We start from the raw sequence: 14,992 nt of genomic DNA, 5'->3' as shown, positions 1-14,992 counted from the left end.
GCGTCAGCGAAGCGGTCTTGACGGGTGCTTCTCCTCCGGCAGACTTTCCGGATGGGCTTGTTCGAGATGACCGCCGACGGGAACTCGTTCCCGTGCCGTCCTCCACCTTCGCCGCCGAACAGATCCTTCAACGTCACCCGCCTGTTGCGGTCGTAGGCATTTGTTTCAGGTCAAGGGGCGTCTCGTCGCCTCTTTGCGAGGCACCTTCCGTACTCCCAGAGTGCCCGCTCCACGACGTCAGTTTCCGTCCCGGCACCCCATCCCCTTGCCCTCTGCTGGGCCCAGGAGAGGTACTCGCAGTTCTGATCCGCCGTCCATGGTCCGAGTGGCTCCCACGCTGTGTTCCGGGACGCGTTCAAGCCGATCACGACGTACTGGTCCATGATCAAGGGCTGATGACTTCCCACCGCCGAATCCCAGCCGAGGAAGTAGAGCAGCTTGGTGAAGAAGGAAGCACCCAACCGCCTCAACCTCTGGTCGCCGCCGTGATTAAGGCCTTCGTAGGCGGCAGAAGGACCTCCACTTCGCAGAAGGCGGAGGGCCTCATCAAGGTGCTGCTCGACACGGCCGATATTGCGGTCGAACACTTGGCGTACGCGGGCGGGCCCTCGCCCGGCGGGTAGCCCGTGGCCCCACGCGTACGCCCCGATCAGAACGTCGACTGCCATGCGGCCGGTGTCTGCGGCGGCACCGTCCCGCAGCAGGTCACCCCGTGTGATTCGTGGCCATCGGCCGGCGCGCGGGAGATCACCGAACCAGGCCGGCAGGTCGATCCCGTCAGGCAAGCGCCGTTGCCAGATCTCCGGATTGAACCGGAACCCGTGATCAAGGATGTACGTCCCCCGTGGAGGAGGATCCTCATCGAAGAGCGGCGTACAGGCTGGCGTCCCCGTCACTGTGGCGTCCTCTGTTGTGGGACGAATCGAACTGTGCCACGCGCAAGATCAGGATGAGCTGTAAATCCGGCGTCGCCCCACGACCGGCAGTGCGGATGGCTTACGTCGCCGTTCGCCCACCACGCCTCGTACCGATACGCCGACCGGGGAAGCCCACCCGGCACCAAATTAGAGACCTCCTTCAGCGTGTACCCGACCTCGCCCGTCCGGCACCGGAGGTCATCGCGTAGAGCGTCGTACTTCGACATGTCGTCCTCCGCCGAATTTGTCCGGAAATCGGCACCTCGTTGTAGACGTCGGGTGAGGAGGCAGCCTATTGTCGGCGCCGGGCGCAGGCTTCGTCCGATCGGCTAGATCGGGGCCACGGGCGGCCTGTAGACGGCCGGATCATCAGCGGTACGCCGACATCCATCGGATTCGTTAGGGTCAACGTCCGGGACCAGGCGAGGGGAGCCAGCGTGGCGAAGCCAGGGGGTGTCTTCTGCTTCGAGGGCGAGTGGGAGGACGATCTCGCCGAGCGGGGATCCGTTCTGCCGACTCTCGAATTGCTTGAACGGCTAGGCAGCATTCGCTTCATCCACCGTGACACCGCCACCCCACAGGAACTGCGCTACTTTCTGGAACGGTGGCTGTCTCGCAAGTACTCCGCCTACCAGGTCGGCTTCTTCGCGTTGCATGGTTCGCCCACTCGGCTGCACTTGTCCGGATCGCACTCGGTGGGGCTAGCCGAGATCGCGAGCTGGATGTCAGGCCAGTGCGAGGGCAAGCGCTTTTACTTCGGAAGCTGCTCGGTGCTTCGTGCCTCGGACACGACGCTCGCCGAGTTCCTTCGCGAGACGAAGGCAGCGATGCTGTGCGGCTTTACGAAAGAGATCGACTGGATCGAGTCTGCGGCATTTGAGACGGTGGTCCTCAACAACATGGTCAACGGTGGCAAGGTCGACAGCGTGGAGCGGCTGGTGAGGTCGTCGCGCTGGGCGGCGCTGGCGCGGCACTATGGGTTCAGGATCGTCTACCAGAATGGCCGATCGACGTAATTCTCGCCTGGGCGGCGATCATGGGCTTGTTTCGAGCCGGCGCGCTCAGGTGATGCCGGTGCGGGCGGCGAAGCTGCGGAGGCCAGGTAGTGCCTGGCGGCGGTCGGCGCTGAGCAGCGCGCCGGTGAGCTGCTGAGCCCACGGCCGATATCGGACCTCCTGCGGAGCCGTCTGCTCGGCGGCGAGCAGCGCCCGGTACGCCTCCGCGTGGGCGCCGCGGCCGAACAGGGCCAACGCGACGTCCTCCCAGTACCCGCGCCCGACGCTCCACATTGCCCAGCCGCTCCGGACGCAGTGCACGGGCGTATTGAACCGCCACTCCGAAGTCACCAAGTGTCCGGGCGACGCTGATCTTGTAGAGCGCGACGTCCACCCCCGCGAAGCCGCTGCCCGCGCCGGCCCGCCGGCTGGCCTCATCTGCCTCTGTCAGCAACTCCCAAGCGGTGTCACGGCGGTCCGAAAGCGCGGCCGTGTAAGCCGCTGTCGCCAGCAGTCGTCCGTAGGCGCAGCCCTGCTCAATCGAGGTCAACCCGGTTGCCGCATTGAGGGCCTGGGCGGCGCTGATCACCGTCTGTTCTGCCCGGACCCGGTGCCAGGAACGTCGCAACACGATGGCGGAGATCCGCGCGGTCTCGGCGGTCAGGAGTGGGTCGTCGGCTTCCCGAGCAGCCTGGCGAGCCCGGTCCATTGCCGACCACGCCATGCCGTCCTCATGCAGCTTGATGAGCACCTGCGTGGTCAGGTGATAAGTCTCGGCCAGGGTGCTCGCCGTCGTCGACCGACCGTCAAGGTCGGCGGTGGTGTGCGCTGCCGTTGCCATCGACACCAGCCCCGACAGCCGTGAGGATAATCGGGTGTAACGGCAGGCTTGGAAGTCGGACCAGGCGGTGCCAAGCGCCGCACGTAACCGAACCGGGTCAACGGGGCCGGTCGGGGCCGGTGCATTCCCCAGCAGTGCGTCCTCCAGGCTGCTGACGACGCGGCCGGGCATCGCAGCCGGTCCGTCATCCGTCACGGGAATGGCAGCGCCCACGATGCCTGCCAGGCCGCCGAGCACATCACGTCGTCGCACCGGACCACCTCCCGCCTCGCGCGATGGCTCTTCACCGAGCACCCTATCCAGTGAGCCACCGGGACGGTTGAATCTCTGGCCGTCTCCTGTCGCGAGTCCGAACAGCTCCGGTGGAGTGTCGAATATCTCGGCGAGGCGACGCAACACCGTGACGTCCGTCAGCGGTTGGCGGCCACGCTCGATCCGGGAGAGGGTCGCCGCCGAGTATCCGCAGCGCTGGCCGGCCTCCGCGAGGGTGAGCCGAGCAGCGGTACGTGCGACCCGCAGCAGCACGCCGAAATCCCCCGTGGAGGCCGCCTGCTTGGCCTCCGGCAGCTCGTACCAGCGACGGTCCGCATCCATGGCGGCCTCCAGTCGGCCCCGATGTTGCCTCTGCCGACTGTGCGGCGTGAATGGAGTCTCACGCAAGGCTCTCTCGCAATACGACGCGCCGGGTGCCTGAACACCCACATCCCTGCTGCGCTGAACACGATGGACGCTACTCGTTGGGAGTTGTGATGGATGAGTCGGAGAACCAGGCAGGGGATGGTCTGCCGTCAGCAGTGGTCGGTGGCACCCTGGCTGTCGGCGCGGTGTCCACCGGAGTGCTTCTGGTGGTGGCACTGACTGGCCCTGACGGTACGGCGACTGCTGCGGTAGCCGCCGTTGGGGCCATCGTCACTGCGTTGACTGGCCTCGCCGCCCGGCATTGTCGTCCGACCCAACAGTGACGTTTCCTCCTGCGCTATTTGCCTGCGGGAACGTTGGTGTCGAGCACGACAAGGATGGCGGCGGCAGTCTGCTCGATCCAGTCGATCGTTTTGGTCGCGCCAGGCGCATCGATCGCACGCTTCCTGCTGGGATTCTCGGGATCCTCGTCGTACTCGTGCGCGATCTTGTGTCGCCGCTGCACGATCTGGTGCAACTGGTCCTGCACCTCTGCCCCGGTAAACGAAATCCCGTCGCCGCTCTGCTCGGTGAGGACTTTCGCGACCCTGTTCCAGAACCCGTTCACGTCGGCGACGAGCGCGAAGCCCTCGCGGATCTTGTCTGGGTGCTGGTAAACGAGGTGGCCGCGGTCGCGCAACTGCTGGTCGACCGCGTCGACCAAAGTCGCTGTGCCCATCTGTACCTTTTCCACCAGCCCCATGGAGATCTGGAAGGCGGCAAAGGCGCGCGGTTTCTCGACACCGGGTTGCGCCGCCAGTCGTAGCATCCGGGCCCGGATCTCCTGGCGCACCCAGTGGTCCAGAGCCGCGACACTCTGCACCCATGCCGCACGGAAGACGTCAGAGATCTCGAACGCGCCGACTTTCAGCAGAGCCAGGTGCTGGCCAGCGGTCGCGAGACTGCGGGCGTAATTCAGGTTCCGTTGGAGGTTGGCGAAAGGCTCGGACACCTCGTCCGGTCGGGCTGCGGCGACCACCTCAGGCCTGATGACGACCGCGTCAGCCAACGGCTGTGGGTTGCCCGCAAGTCGCACAAGCCGTGCGACAGTCTCGGCTTGGTTGATGCGGTAGACGGTGGTGAGGGCAGGGAGGGCGAGCAACTCCCGCTCGACCGAGGCGCGGGGCAAATCGGTACGCGCCCACGTGACCGCGCGAACGTGACCGATCCCCGCAGCGAGGTCCTGGCGGAACTCATAGCCGCCGGTGACCCGACCGAGTGCCACATCTGGACTCGATCGGCGAAGGAGGAGAACGACGTCACCCGGGGCCATCCGGGCCCGGAAGGCGAGGAGTTGGATGGAGTATCCGTCCGCCGCCTGGTGCTCCACCGAGGGGTACGCGGACAGCACCCGATTTCGGATGGCGGTGAGTGTCGTCGAATCGCTGAGATCGCCGGTCGCCGACCAGCCGACTGCGATCAGATTCTTGTTGAGAGCCAAATCCTCGTAGCTGTCGTCCCGTCCAGCCCGGACGATCCACGCCTGAGTCACGGTTACTCCTTCAGTCGGTGCTGGTGACGGGGAATTTGATCCGGTCGCCGCTCCAGGGAGCCGGAGCGAGCAGTGGCGCCGCCGACAGTGGTTGCGAGGCGAGCCGTTCCCGGTCGAACACTGCACGCCACTCCTCGGGAGTGCCGGTCACGAGGAACGGACCGATGGGAACGTGGAGGGAGTCCTCGATCATCTGGACGGGCACCGACTCCCCGGCGATGGTCACATCGCTGTCGATGCCGGCGATGCGTGCCGAGTCGATCGCGGCTTCTAGTTCGCCGACGTCGGCGGAACCATGCCAGGAGATGTTGTCACCGGTCGCGGTAAAGACCATCTGCCCATCGTCTCGACGGCTCTCGAACAGCGCCAGGTCAAGCGACAAACCAGCGTTCGGGTCCGCAGGGCCAGCCGGCACCTCGTCGAGAAAGTCCGGTCGGAACCGGTCCAGCAGGGAATTCATCGCGTCAGCCAGCATCCGCCGCCGCTCGATCAGAAAACGGGCGTAGCCGTCCGCGTTGCGCAAGGGCTCATCCGATGGCACGCAGTGTGCACGAAGCTCCTGTTCCTCCAGCGTCGGGAAGTACTCGGCGGGACTCCTTCCATTGATCTGCTTGTTGGCCTTTGTCGAGATGAAGACCAGATTGGAAAGATCGTTGACCACGCCTTTGTCGAATCGGTCGTCAAGAGTCGCGGGGGGATGGATGTGATGGTGCTCGAGTCTCTGCCCGTCATCGTGTCCCGGCAGGATCTCGCTGCCGTACCACCAGTCGCGGGCACCGTTGGCCAGCGACACCAGGAGGCTGAGGAAGAAGTACGGGCTTTCCTTCGTCCGGCCTCGCAGTGCCCGGTCAGTCACTTCGGCGCGGGATTGCTCCACATTGAGACCCTCGAGCAGGGCGCGGACGGGCTCCGGTTGACGCGCTGCCCGGATGTCCTGGCTCAGTTTGGTGTCCGTGGAGCCGCTGTAGCGGGTCTGGATCGTGGCGAGGAGCAGCCAGTAGACAATGCCGTCGATAGTTGGTTTGTCGATCGGCTCGTCGCTCCGCTCGCCGACGAGGACGACCAGTGGGATGAGAACGACCATGGAGGGGAGCGGGTCGGACCGGGTGAGCCGCAGGTTCGCCTGGAGCAACGGGACCAGCCGCCGAAGGCCTCGCTTGACAACCTCCCAGCCTCGTTCGAGTTCTACGTCCTCCGTCTGCCTCAGCCGACTGTGCGACCAGATCGAGAGCCCACGTCCGAGCACCACGCCAGCCAGGGCGCGGGAGAGGAAGTTGACGTCGATGTCCGGATAGCCGCGTTGCGCCCAGTACTGCGCCTCGTCCTTCAACTTGGCCAGCACGCCCGTCCAGCGGGTTGAGAGGGTGGCCATGGCGAGGTCCAGCGTGCCCAGTCGGCGACCGCCGCTGTTGACCCGCACGAAGATCTCAGCGACCTCTTCGTAAGGGAAGCCCTTGAGCACCTCCATGACGAATCGTCGGTCCCGTAGCCGCCTGATGTGGCTGAGCCGTTCTTCAATGTCATGGTCTGGCAGCGTGGAGCCCGCGTCGAGCAACTCTTTGGTCAGCCGCAACATGCTGGTCTTCGGGTTGAGCACGTCCGCCACTTTGATCCACTTGGGGTCGCGCTGTGTGGCCGCGCTCTGGTTCTGAAACTTCTGGGTTTCGACGTTGAAGACCACCTGGGCCTCCAGGTGGTCATTGAAGACTCGGTGCAGCGACGTCAGCCTCTGCTGCCCGTCGAGGAGGAACAGGGGTGGGCGGAGTGGGCTGACCTCCGTGCCCCTCACCGACATCTCGCGGGTCTGCGGCGTGTCGTCGGTCTCCCAAAACAGCAACGAACCGAACGGGTAGCCGCGGTAAATGGAGTCCATCAGCTTCGCTACCTGTGTCGGCTTCCAGACATATTCCCGCTGGATCTCTGGCAGCAGGATCTCAGCGTTCGAAATTTGGTCGATGAGTTCACCAATCGACCGGTCGATTCTGTCTACGTGCATGTATGACCCTCTTCGTCATGGCTGGACGTCGGTGCAGGCCAGCCACTTTCCCCGCATCGTGAGGCCGTGGTGGCAACCGCCAGCTCTGGAGGTGACGCGGCGGCGACTTCAGAAACGGCTCGATGTTTCCTACCCTGTCGTGATTGAGGTGTCCACCCCACTTGCAGGCGACCTGCCCCCGAATCTCGCGCACCGGCTGGTACGTCCGATCTCTTCGGCCCATCCAACGGTCAATTTGGCTGCACGGTCGCCGTGCCTGGTCAGTTGGGCAGACGTTCGATCGGTACGGTGTCAAGCATGTCTTCGCCCAGCCCCGCGCCGCTGCTTCGGGAGTTCATCCACATCCCGGAGCGCACGAGCCAGAGCGACTTCGTGCTCAAGCTTGCCGACAGCGTCACCGACGCCGATACCACCCTGCGCGACTATGTCGTCACGGAGCGGCTGCTCGCTAACTTCGATGAGGCGCTCGGGCTGATTCGCTCCGCTGTCGAGGGGCACGCGTCGAAGGCGGCCTACCTGCACGGCTCCTTCGGTTCCGGTAAGTCGCACTTCATGGCCGTGCTGCACGCGCTGCTGCGCGGTGAATCCGCTGCCCGCGGCCGCGACGAACTGGCCCCGCTGGTGGCGAAGCACAGCGTCTGGCTGGACGGGCGTAAGTTCCTGCTGATTCCGTACCACCTGCTCGATGCGCGTTCGTTGGAGCAGCGGGTGCTTGGCGGCTACGTCGACCGGGTCCGCGCGCTGCACCCCGATGCGCCCATCCCGGCGGTCCACCGCACCGACGCGCTGCTGGAGCAGGCCGCCTCGCTGCGGGAAAAGATTGGCGACAAGCAATTCATCGACGGCCTGCCCGGCGGGGACGCCGAAGACGAGTGGGGCGACAGCGAGACGTTCTGGACGCCGGAGCGCCTGGATGAGGCGTTCGGCGGTGCGTACTCCGACGAACTGCGCCGCAAGTTGGTCAACGACCTGCTGACCAGCTGGAACGTCGGCTTCTTCAGCAACGCCCGCGAGGACGCCGAAGCGTTCGTCTCGCTCGACCGGGGCCTGACCGAGATCAGCCGGCACGCCAAGGAACTCGGCTACCACGGGTTGATCCTCTTCCTCGACGAGTTGATCCTCTGGTTGGCCAACTCGATCGGCGACCAGCAGTTCGTCTCCCGCGAGATCCAGAAGATCACCAACTTCGTCGAGGGCGGCGACACCCGCCGGCCGATCCCGGTGGTCAGCTTCATCGCCCGGCAGCGCGACCTGCGGGAGCTGGTCGGCGAGGAGGTCACCGGCGCCAACGAGCTGAGCTATCAGGACACCCTCAATCTGGCGAGCGGCCGGTTCGACGTGATCAAGCTGGAGGACCGCAACCTCCCCGAGATTGCTCGCCGCCGGCTGCTCAAGGCGCGCGACGACCGACCCGGGGCGGGCGGGGCCATCTCCCGGGCCTTCGACGCCACCACAAAGGTACGGAGAGAGGTGTTCGACACCCTGCTCGGCACCGACTCGGGTAGTGGCGCCGACATCGACGCCTTCCGGTCGACGTACCCGTTCAGCCCGGCATTCCTCTCCACCCTGGTGCACGTCTCCAGCGCGTTGCAGCGCTCCCGGACGGCCCTGAAGTTGATGCGCCAGCTACTGGTCGATCGCCGCGACACCCTGCGCCTCGGCCAGCTGGTACCACTCGGCGACCTCTACGACGTCATCAGCACCGGCGGTGACCAGCCCTTCACCGAGAAGCTCAAGGCCGAGTTCGAGATGGCCCAGAAGCTCTACGACCTGAAGCTGCGCCCGCACCTGCTCAACCAGTACGACCTCACCGATGATGACCTCGACGCGGCGCGCCGGGGTGACACCCAGCAGGCTGAGACCGTTGGACGTGTCCGCGCCTTCACCGGCGACGACCGGCTGATCAAGACGCTGCTGCTGGCCGCGCTGGCGCCCAGCGTTCCGGCGCTGCGCAATCTCACCGCCCGACGGCTGTCGGCGCTCAACCACGGCAGCATCACCAGCCCGATCCCAGGAGGTGAGGTCGCCCAGGTCAACCGGAAGCTGACCGACTGGGCCGGCCGGTTCGCCGAGATTCGCATCGGTGAGGGCGACGACCCGATCGTGTCGCTGGAGTTGGTCGGCGTCGACGTTGACAGCGTGCTCGCCACCGCCAAGCACTACGACAACGAAGGCGCCCGCAAGCACCTCGTGCAGCGGTTGCTCTGGAAACAACTTGGCGTGCCCTGGAGTGACTCATTCTTCGCCGAGGCCGGGCTGACCTGGCGGGGAAGTCGTCGCACGATCGAGCTGGTGTACGGCAACGTCCGCGACCCGCACGACATTCGGGACGAGGCATTCCCGCCCAACGACCCCTCCGGCTGGCGGATGATCATCGACTACCCGTTCGACGACGGGAGTCACGGACCAGCGGACGATCGGCAACGGGTCCAGGAGCTGAGCGGCCGGATGACGCCGCGCACGGTCTGCTGGATTCCGGCCGCGCTGACCATCGAACGCCGCACCGAGCTGGGCAAGCTCGCCATCATCGACAAACTTCTGGAGGGCCAGCGTTTCGACAGCCACGCCGAGCACCTCAACCCCGACGACCGTCGGCGAGCACACGCGGCGCTGACGAACCAGCGCAGCGCGCTGCTGAACAAGATGCAGGCGGTGCTGCGCCAGGCGTACGGGCTGGCAGGCAAGCAGCCCTCGGATGTGCAGCTTGGCTTCGATGACCACCTGCAGTCGCTCACCCGTGCGTTGGAACCGAAACTGCCCATGGGCGCCACATTCGCCGACGCGCTGCGCAGTCTCGGCGATCAGATGCTCAGCCAGCAGTTCCCCGCCCATCCTGACTTCGACCCCGACCGCAAGGGCGAGCCTGTGCGGCTGCCCGAAGTAAAGGTCGTGCTCGACCACGTCCGGCGAGCGGTCGAGTCGCCTGAAGGGCGCGTCGAGGTCGAGCGGACGCACCGCCAGACCATGCGCCGGATCGCCAATCCGCTCGGGCTCGGCACGATGCACGAGGCGGCCTTCGTCGTCGAGGGTCAATGGGCGCAGCATTTTCACCACAGGGCGGCCGTCGAGGGCGTCAGCGGTGAGCTACGCGTCGCCGACATCCTGCGCTGGATCGACGAACCCAGCTCGCGTGGTCTCGACCCGATCGTGGCGCAGCTCGTTGTGGCCACCTTCGCCGAGCAGACCGACCGCGCCTTCCACCTGCACGGAAGCCCGGTCACACCCGCCCCTGATCCCGGCAAGATCACGACCGACCATGCGCTGCGCGAGGAGCGGCTGCCCAGCGAGGACGATTGGGCAGAGGCTCGGGCCCGAGCCGGGGCGATCTTCGGTGTGCACAACCTGAACCTGCGGCGGGGCCGGCTGGTGGCGATGTTTGGTCGCGACCTCAGCAACGAGGGCGCGCGGTATCGAGAAGCGGCGCACGGCCTGACCACCCGGCTCGAGCAGCACGACAAATGGCTGGGTATCGACCAGGCATCGTCGTCGGGCCGGCTCGCCACCGCTCGCGCGGCGGCTGACCTGCTGGAGCGGCTGGCGACCGGGCGTACGGCCGTGGAGACCATCGAGCGGTTGGCTCGGGCGGAGCTCGCCGGACCGGCCGACAGGGTCGGAAAGAGCATCAAGAGCGCGGCCCAGGTGTCCGCCGAGTTGGCCCACGCGGCGTGGGAGAACTTCGAGATCATTGCCGGCCTCGGCGAGCCATACGCCGGGGAGGCGACGGCGATCCTCGCCGAGCTGCGCCGCGTCGGCCAGGCCGACGAGTTGACCGCGCCGCTGAGCCCGGCTCTCCGGCGCGCACAGTCTGACGCGGTGGCACTCATCCGACGTGCCACCAAGAAGCCCCCGCCCCCGCCGCCGCTGCCTCCACTGCCGCCGCCTCCTCCGCCCCCGCCCATCGGGGGTAAGGCGGTCGTTTCGGCCGGGCTCTCCGCGGATGCGGTGAACGAACTTCGCCAGTACGTAGCCGCCCACCCGGATGCGACCATCGAGGTGACCTGGAGAATCGTTTCGTGACTCAGGCACCTGCACCGGCCCAGGCACTGCGGATCAGCCCAGTGGCACTGCGGCAGAAGGTGGCGCAGCAACTCGAACGGCACCGTAACGGCGACGCGTACCCGGTGATGGTGATCCGGGCGGAACCGACATGGCCGCACGACCCGACCGTGCTGTTGCCCGACGGACGCCCGGTCCGAGTAGTGCCATGCGTCTCCCCGCTGGCCGTGTGGGAGCGCCTTGTCGCCGACCGCGACGAGGAGGTTCTCGTCCTGCTGACCGATGTCCCAGAGTCCGTGCTGCACCACGGCGTGCGTAGCCGGGTTTTCCGTCAGCGCGTCATCACCGTGGAACCCTGGGATCTGGTCGTCGACGCGTTCGGCGCGCAGCTACCGGACACCGCGCTCGAACGCGAGGCTTGGGCCGGCGAGGCGTTGCTCGACGCCATGCCGCCGGGCGGCTGGCCGGGGCTGGCTACGTCGGTGCTGACCCGCGACATGGCTCTGCGGCATCTCGCGGCGGTGCGGCTCGGTCTCGACCGGCAGGGCATCGGCCCGGACGACCTGGACGTGACGGCGCTGTTGCGGTGGAGCGCCGAGCCAGGTGCCGTCGAGGCCTATGGACTGCTACGGGAGGCCGAGCGAAACGGGCTCGCACGCTGGTTGCTGGAACAGTTCGGCCGGCCGGCGAAGGCACTCTTTGCGCTGGTCGATGCCGGGCACGGCAACGAGGCGTTGCCACTGGGCCTGGTCTGCGATGCGCTCTGGAGCAGCGAGAGCGCCGACTCGGTGCGCGCCCAGGGGCGCATCGACCAGTACTTCGGCAACCTCAACGACGATGCCACAGTGCGCAGCTTCGCGACGGCGGCCGTGCAAGTGGTCGGCGCCCTGTTGAACGCGCCGCGCGCGGCGGTTCGCCGCGACGGCCATGCCATCCTCGACCGAGCGGAGCAGCTACTCATCCAGTTCTCCGCGGCCAGCAGCGCGGGCCACAGTCCGATCCTCCGGACCGGCTTCGCCAACCGCCTCGGTGTCGCCGCGGGAGCCCTGCTCGCCGGATTGCGGAATCCCGCGTACCCGGAACTCGACCTGGCGATCGAACACCTCGCCGGGCATCGGCTCGCTGAGGCCGAGGCAGAACGGGTGCGTCGAGCCCGGATGGCCCGGCGCCTGGTGCGGTGGCTCGGCACGACGGTGGTGCCGCCACAGAGCGTCGCCGACGGGGTGGACCGCCACATCGCCGAGTGGGGATGGGTGGATCAGGCGCTCAACCACGTCTGGGCTGGCGAGGAAACACATCCGCAGCTGCAGCGGGCGTACCGGGAGATTCATGAACTGGCCCAGCAGCGGCGGCGTGACCTCGACGGCGCTTTCGCCGGCCGGCTCGCCGCGTGGGCCACCGCCGGGCCGGGCAGCGACGGCGACCTGCTCACCGTCGAGAATCTTCTGCCCCGCGTGGTCGATCCGCTGATCCGCGCCGGTCGGCCGTTGCTGCTCGCCGTGCTCGACGGAATGAGCGCCGCAGTCGCGGTGCAGCTCGCGGACGAGTTGGCCCCGCACTGGGTGGAGTACGACCCCCTGGCAGGGTCGGGAGCGGCCCGGCGTCGGGGGATTGTTGCCGCGCTGCCCACCCTCACGGCGGTTTCCCGCACGTCGCTCTTCGCCGGCGCACTGCGTGCCGGGAATCAGGACCTTGAGCGGCGGCTCTTCGCCGAGGGGCGATGGGGCCGAGACTCCCGAATCTTCCACAAGGGCCCGGCGCGCGGCGGTGCGGGCGAGGTCATCGCCGCCGAGTTGACCGATGCCGTGGCGAGTTCTGCTCCCGTGGTGGCTGTTGTGATCAACACGGTTGATGACGCGTTGGCCCACGGCCGGGAGGGCGATGAAGCCGGGTGGCAACTCAACGATCTCGGCTTCCTGCGCAGCCTGCTCGACCAGGCTCGTCGGACCGGCCGGGCCGTCATCGTCACCAGTGACCACGGGCACATCCTTGAACGTGGGGGTCAGCACCTCAAGACAGCGGACGCGGCATCCGCCCGGCACCGGATCGGGGCCGGCCCGGCCGGCCCCGGTGAGGTGGAACTGACCGGTCCGAGGGTCATCTCGGATGACAATCGCATCATCGCGCTCTGGGATCCGCTGCTGCGCCACCGACCGAGCCGGGCGGGATACCACGGCGGTGCGTCGCTGGCCGAGGTGACCATCCCGTTGTTGGCCTACCTGCTGCCCAACGTTACGGACCCACCGGCGGGCTGGGCACCCGTCGAGGAGCGCACACCGGAGTGGTGGCAGACGGGCGCTGCGGCGTCGGAGCCGAGCGCTCCGACACGGCCGACCAACGCGCCGAAGCCGCGCCGGAAGGCACCTGCCATCGCTGGGGACGCGCTCTTCGAGGTACCGGAAGTGGCGGCCGAGCCGCAGGCAGCATCAGCGGCCAGCGACGGTGACCTGGTTGCGGCGCTGCTGGCCACCGAACTGTTTGAGGCGCAGCACAGTCTGACGCCGCGCCGGGTGGAGCTGAAGAAGATCCAGGCGGCGCTGCGAGCCCTGGTCGACGCCAAGGGGGTGCTGCCCGTTGCGGTTCTGGCGCAGCGGGCCGGCGAGGCACCGGTGCGCGCGGTCGGCTTCGCCACCACCCTGCAACGGATCTTCAACGTGGACAACTATCCGGTTTTGTCGCTCACCGACAACGGTCGGACCGTCCGGCTGGACCTCCGGTTGTTCCAGGAGCAGTTCCGCGTCCGGGGAGGCGCGGAGTGACGACGGTCAGCCCGGCGCGCCGCCGCGAGGTGATCGACGCGTTGCGACGCGGCGCCGTGCCATCGGCCGGGCTGGACCTCTTCGCGGTGGGGTTGAACCGCTTCGCCGGTGCCATCGGCGATGACCTGGAAAGCGTTGCCGCCGGCAGTTCCGTCTTCAAGGCGGTTCGTGGTGAATACGGCTCCGGCAAGACGTTCTTCGCCCGGTGGATTGCCGAGCGGGCCAAGCAGGCGAACCTCGCCGTCGCCGAGGTGCAGATCTCCGAGAACGAAACGCCCCTACACAAGCTGGAAACCGTATACCGCCGGCTCAGCGAGCGGCTCACCACTTCGACGTTTCCGCCCAGCGCACTCCGTCCGATCGTGGACGGCTGGTTCTATGCGCTGGAGGAGGATGTCTTGGCAGCAGGGCAGGTCGCTGCGGATGACGCCGACGCTCTCGACGGCGCTGTCGAAACTCTGCTCGACCAACGGCTGGCCCTGGTGAGCAGGAGCGCTCCCGCTTTCGCTGCCGCGTTGCGCGGCTACCGGGCTGCTTCCGCGCGAGGCGATGCGGCGACGGCAGACGCCGTGCTCGCCTGGCTCGGCGGGCAGCCGCACGTCGCGGCCGCCGCCCGTCGGGCAGCCGGTGTACGGGGCGATCTTGACCACTTCGCGGCACTCAGCTTCCTGCAAGGGTTGCTGGCAGTACTGCGCGACAGCGGGCATCCGGGTCTGCTGCTTGTGCTCGACGAGGTGGAGACGCTGCAACGGGTCAGGTCGGATGCCCGGGACAAGGCGCTCAACGCCCTGCGGCAACTCATCGACGAGGTGCACTCCGGACGGTTTTCCGGTCTTTACCTGGTCATTACCGGCACGCCGGCATTTTACGATGGCCCGCAGGGCGTCCAGCGGCTCGCGCCACTGGCACAGCGCCTCGCCGTGGATTTCAGCACCGACCCTCGGTTCGACAACCCCCGCGCGGTGCAGATCCGGCTGCCGGGCTTCACCGTCGACTCCCTCGTCGAACTCGGCGGCCGAGTGCGAGACCTCTACGCCGACGGGTCCACCGTGCCAGAGCGGGTGTCCGCGCTGGTTGACGACGGATACCTCGGTGAGCTGGCACGGGCCATAGCCGGCGGTCTGGGCGGCAAGGTCGGGGTGGCGCCGCGGCTGTTTCTCAAGAAGCTCGTTGGAGAGGTGCTCGATCGGGTGGACCAGTTCCCCGAGTTCGACCCTCGGCAACACTATGCGCTCACCCTGTCCACCGCCGAGATGACGGACGTAGAGCGAAACGCCACGAGCGCCGACGAGATCTCGCTCGACCTCTAAGAAAGAAT

8 protein-coding genes are annotated in these 14,992 nt (G+C 67.1%); 4 read left to right on the top strand and 4 right to left on the bottom strand.

The window, feature by feature from the left end; all coding sequences use genetic code 11:
• Positions 1-170: 170 nt before the first annotated feature.
• Entirely contained in the window at positions 171-896 is a 726-nt protein-coding gene (locus tag ACGF3C_RS28110; RefSeq protein ID WP_393226619.1) for a hypothetical protein, read from the bottom strand.
• A 458-nt stretch (positions 897-1,354) separates the two neighbouring features.
• Between ACGF3C_RS28110 and ACGF3C_RS28105 the strand changes: the two genes are divergently transcribed.
• Complete coding sequence (locus ACGF3C_RS28105; RefSeq protein ID WP_393226617.1) at positions 1,355-1,933, top strand: DUF6642 family protein; 579 nt, start codon at positions 1,355-1,357, stop codon at positions 1,931-1,933.
• Here ACGF3C_RS28105 and ACGF3C_RS28100 read toward each other — a convergent pair.
• From ACGF3C_RS28100 to ACGF3C_RS28090, 3 genes are all read right to left on the bottom strand, one after another.
• Positions 1,899-3,347 (bottom strand): helix-turn-helix domain-containing protein, encoded by a 1,449-nt coding sequence (locus tag ACGF3C_RS28100; RefSeq protein ID WP_393226616.1) that lies wholly within the window; start codon positions 3,345-3,347, stop codon positions 1,899-1,901. The genes ACGF3C_RS28105 and ACGF3C_RS28100 overlap by 35 nt on opposite strands.
• 382 nt (positions 3,348-3,729) lie before the next feature.
• On the bottom strand, positions 3,730-4,923 hold the full coding sequence (locus ACGF3C_RS28095) for a restriction endonuclease (protein ID WP_393226614.1): 1,194 nt from the start codon (positions 4,921-4,923) through the stop codon (positions 3,730-3,732).
• A 10-nt stretch (positions 4,924-4,933) separates the two neighbouring features.
• Positions 4,934-6,919, bottom strand: a complete 1,986-nt coding sequence (locus ACGF3C_RS28090; RefSeq protein ID WP_393226612.1) for a DUF262 domain-containing protein — start codon at positions 6,917-6,919, stop codon at positions 4,934-4,936.
• A 297-nt stretch (positions 6,920-7,216) separates the two neighbouring features.
• Between ACGF3C_RS28090 and ACGF3C_RS28085 the strand changes: the two genes are divergently transcribed.
• The 3 genes from ACGF3C_RS28085 to brxD are packed head-to-tail and all read left to right on the top strand — an operon-like array spanning position 7,217 to position 14,984.
• Complete coding sequence (locus ACGF3C_RS28085; RefSeq protein ID WP_393226610.1) at positions 7,217-10,936, top strand: hypothetical protein; 3,720 nt, start codon at positions 7,217-7,219, stop codon at positions 10,934-10,936.
• Positions 10,933-13,674 carry a BREX-2 system phosphatase PglZ gene (gene pglZ / locus ACGF3C_RS28080; protein ID WP_393226608.1) on the top strand — a complete coding sequence of 914 codons (2,742 nt, stop codon included), beginning with the start codon at positions 10,933-10,935 and terminating at the stop codon, positions 13,672-13,674. The genes ACGF3C_RS28085 and pglZ overlap by 4 nt, the downstream gene beginning before the upstream one ends.
• Positions 13,671-14,984 (top strand): BREX system ATP-binding protein BrxD, encoded by a 1,314-nt coding sequence (brxD, locus tag ACGF3C_RS28075; protein WP_393226606.1) that lies wholly within the window; start codon positions 13,671-13,673, stop codon positions 14,982-14,984. Before pglZ ends, brxD begins: the two co-directional genes overlap by 4 nt.
• The last annotated feature ends 8 nt before the right edge of the window (positions 14,985-14,992 follow it).

The organism is Micromonospora sp. NPDC047762, from assembly GCF_043204655.1.
Classification (GTDB): domain Bacteria; phylum Actinomycetota; class Actinomycetes; order Mycobacteriales; family Micromonosporaceae; genus Micromonospora.
Note: the sequence above shows the minus strand (reverse complement) of the source record. Positions and strands in the feature narration are given on the sequence as shown.

What these genes read in the sequence shown, in the direction of transcription:
- ACGF3C_RS28100 (WP_393226616.1), bottom strand. Translation starts at nt 3,347, where the DNA reads ATGGATGCGGACCGTCGCTGGTACGAGCTGCCGGAGGCCAAGCAGGCG.
- ACGF3C_RS28090 (WP_393226612.1), bottom strand. Translation starts at nt 6,919, where the DNA reads ATGCACGTAGACAGAATCGACCGGTCGATTGGTGAACTCATCGACCAA.
- ACGF3C_RS28085 (WP_393226610.1), top strand. Translation starts at nt 7,217, where the DNA reads ATGTCTTCGCCCAGCCCCGCGCCGCTGCTTCGGGAGTTCATCCACATC.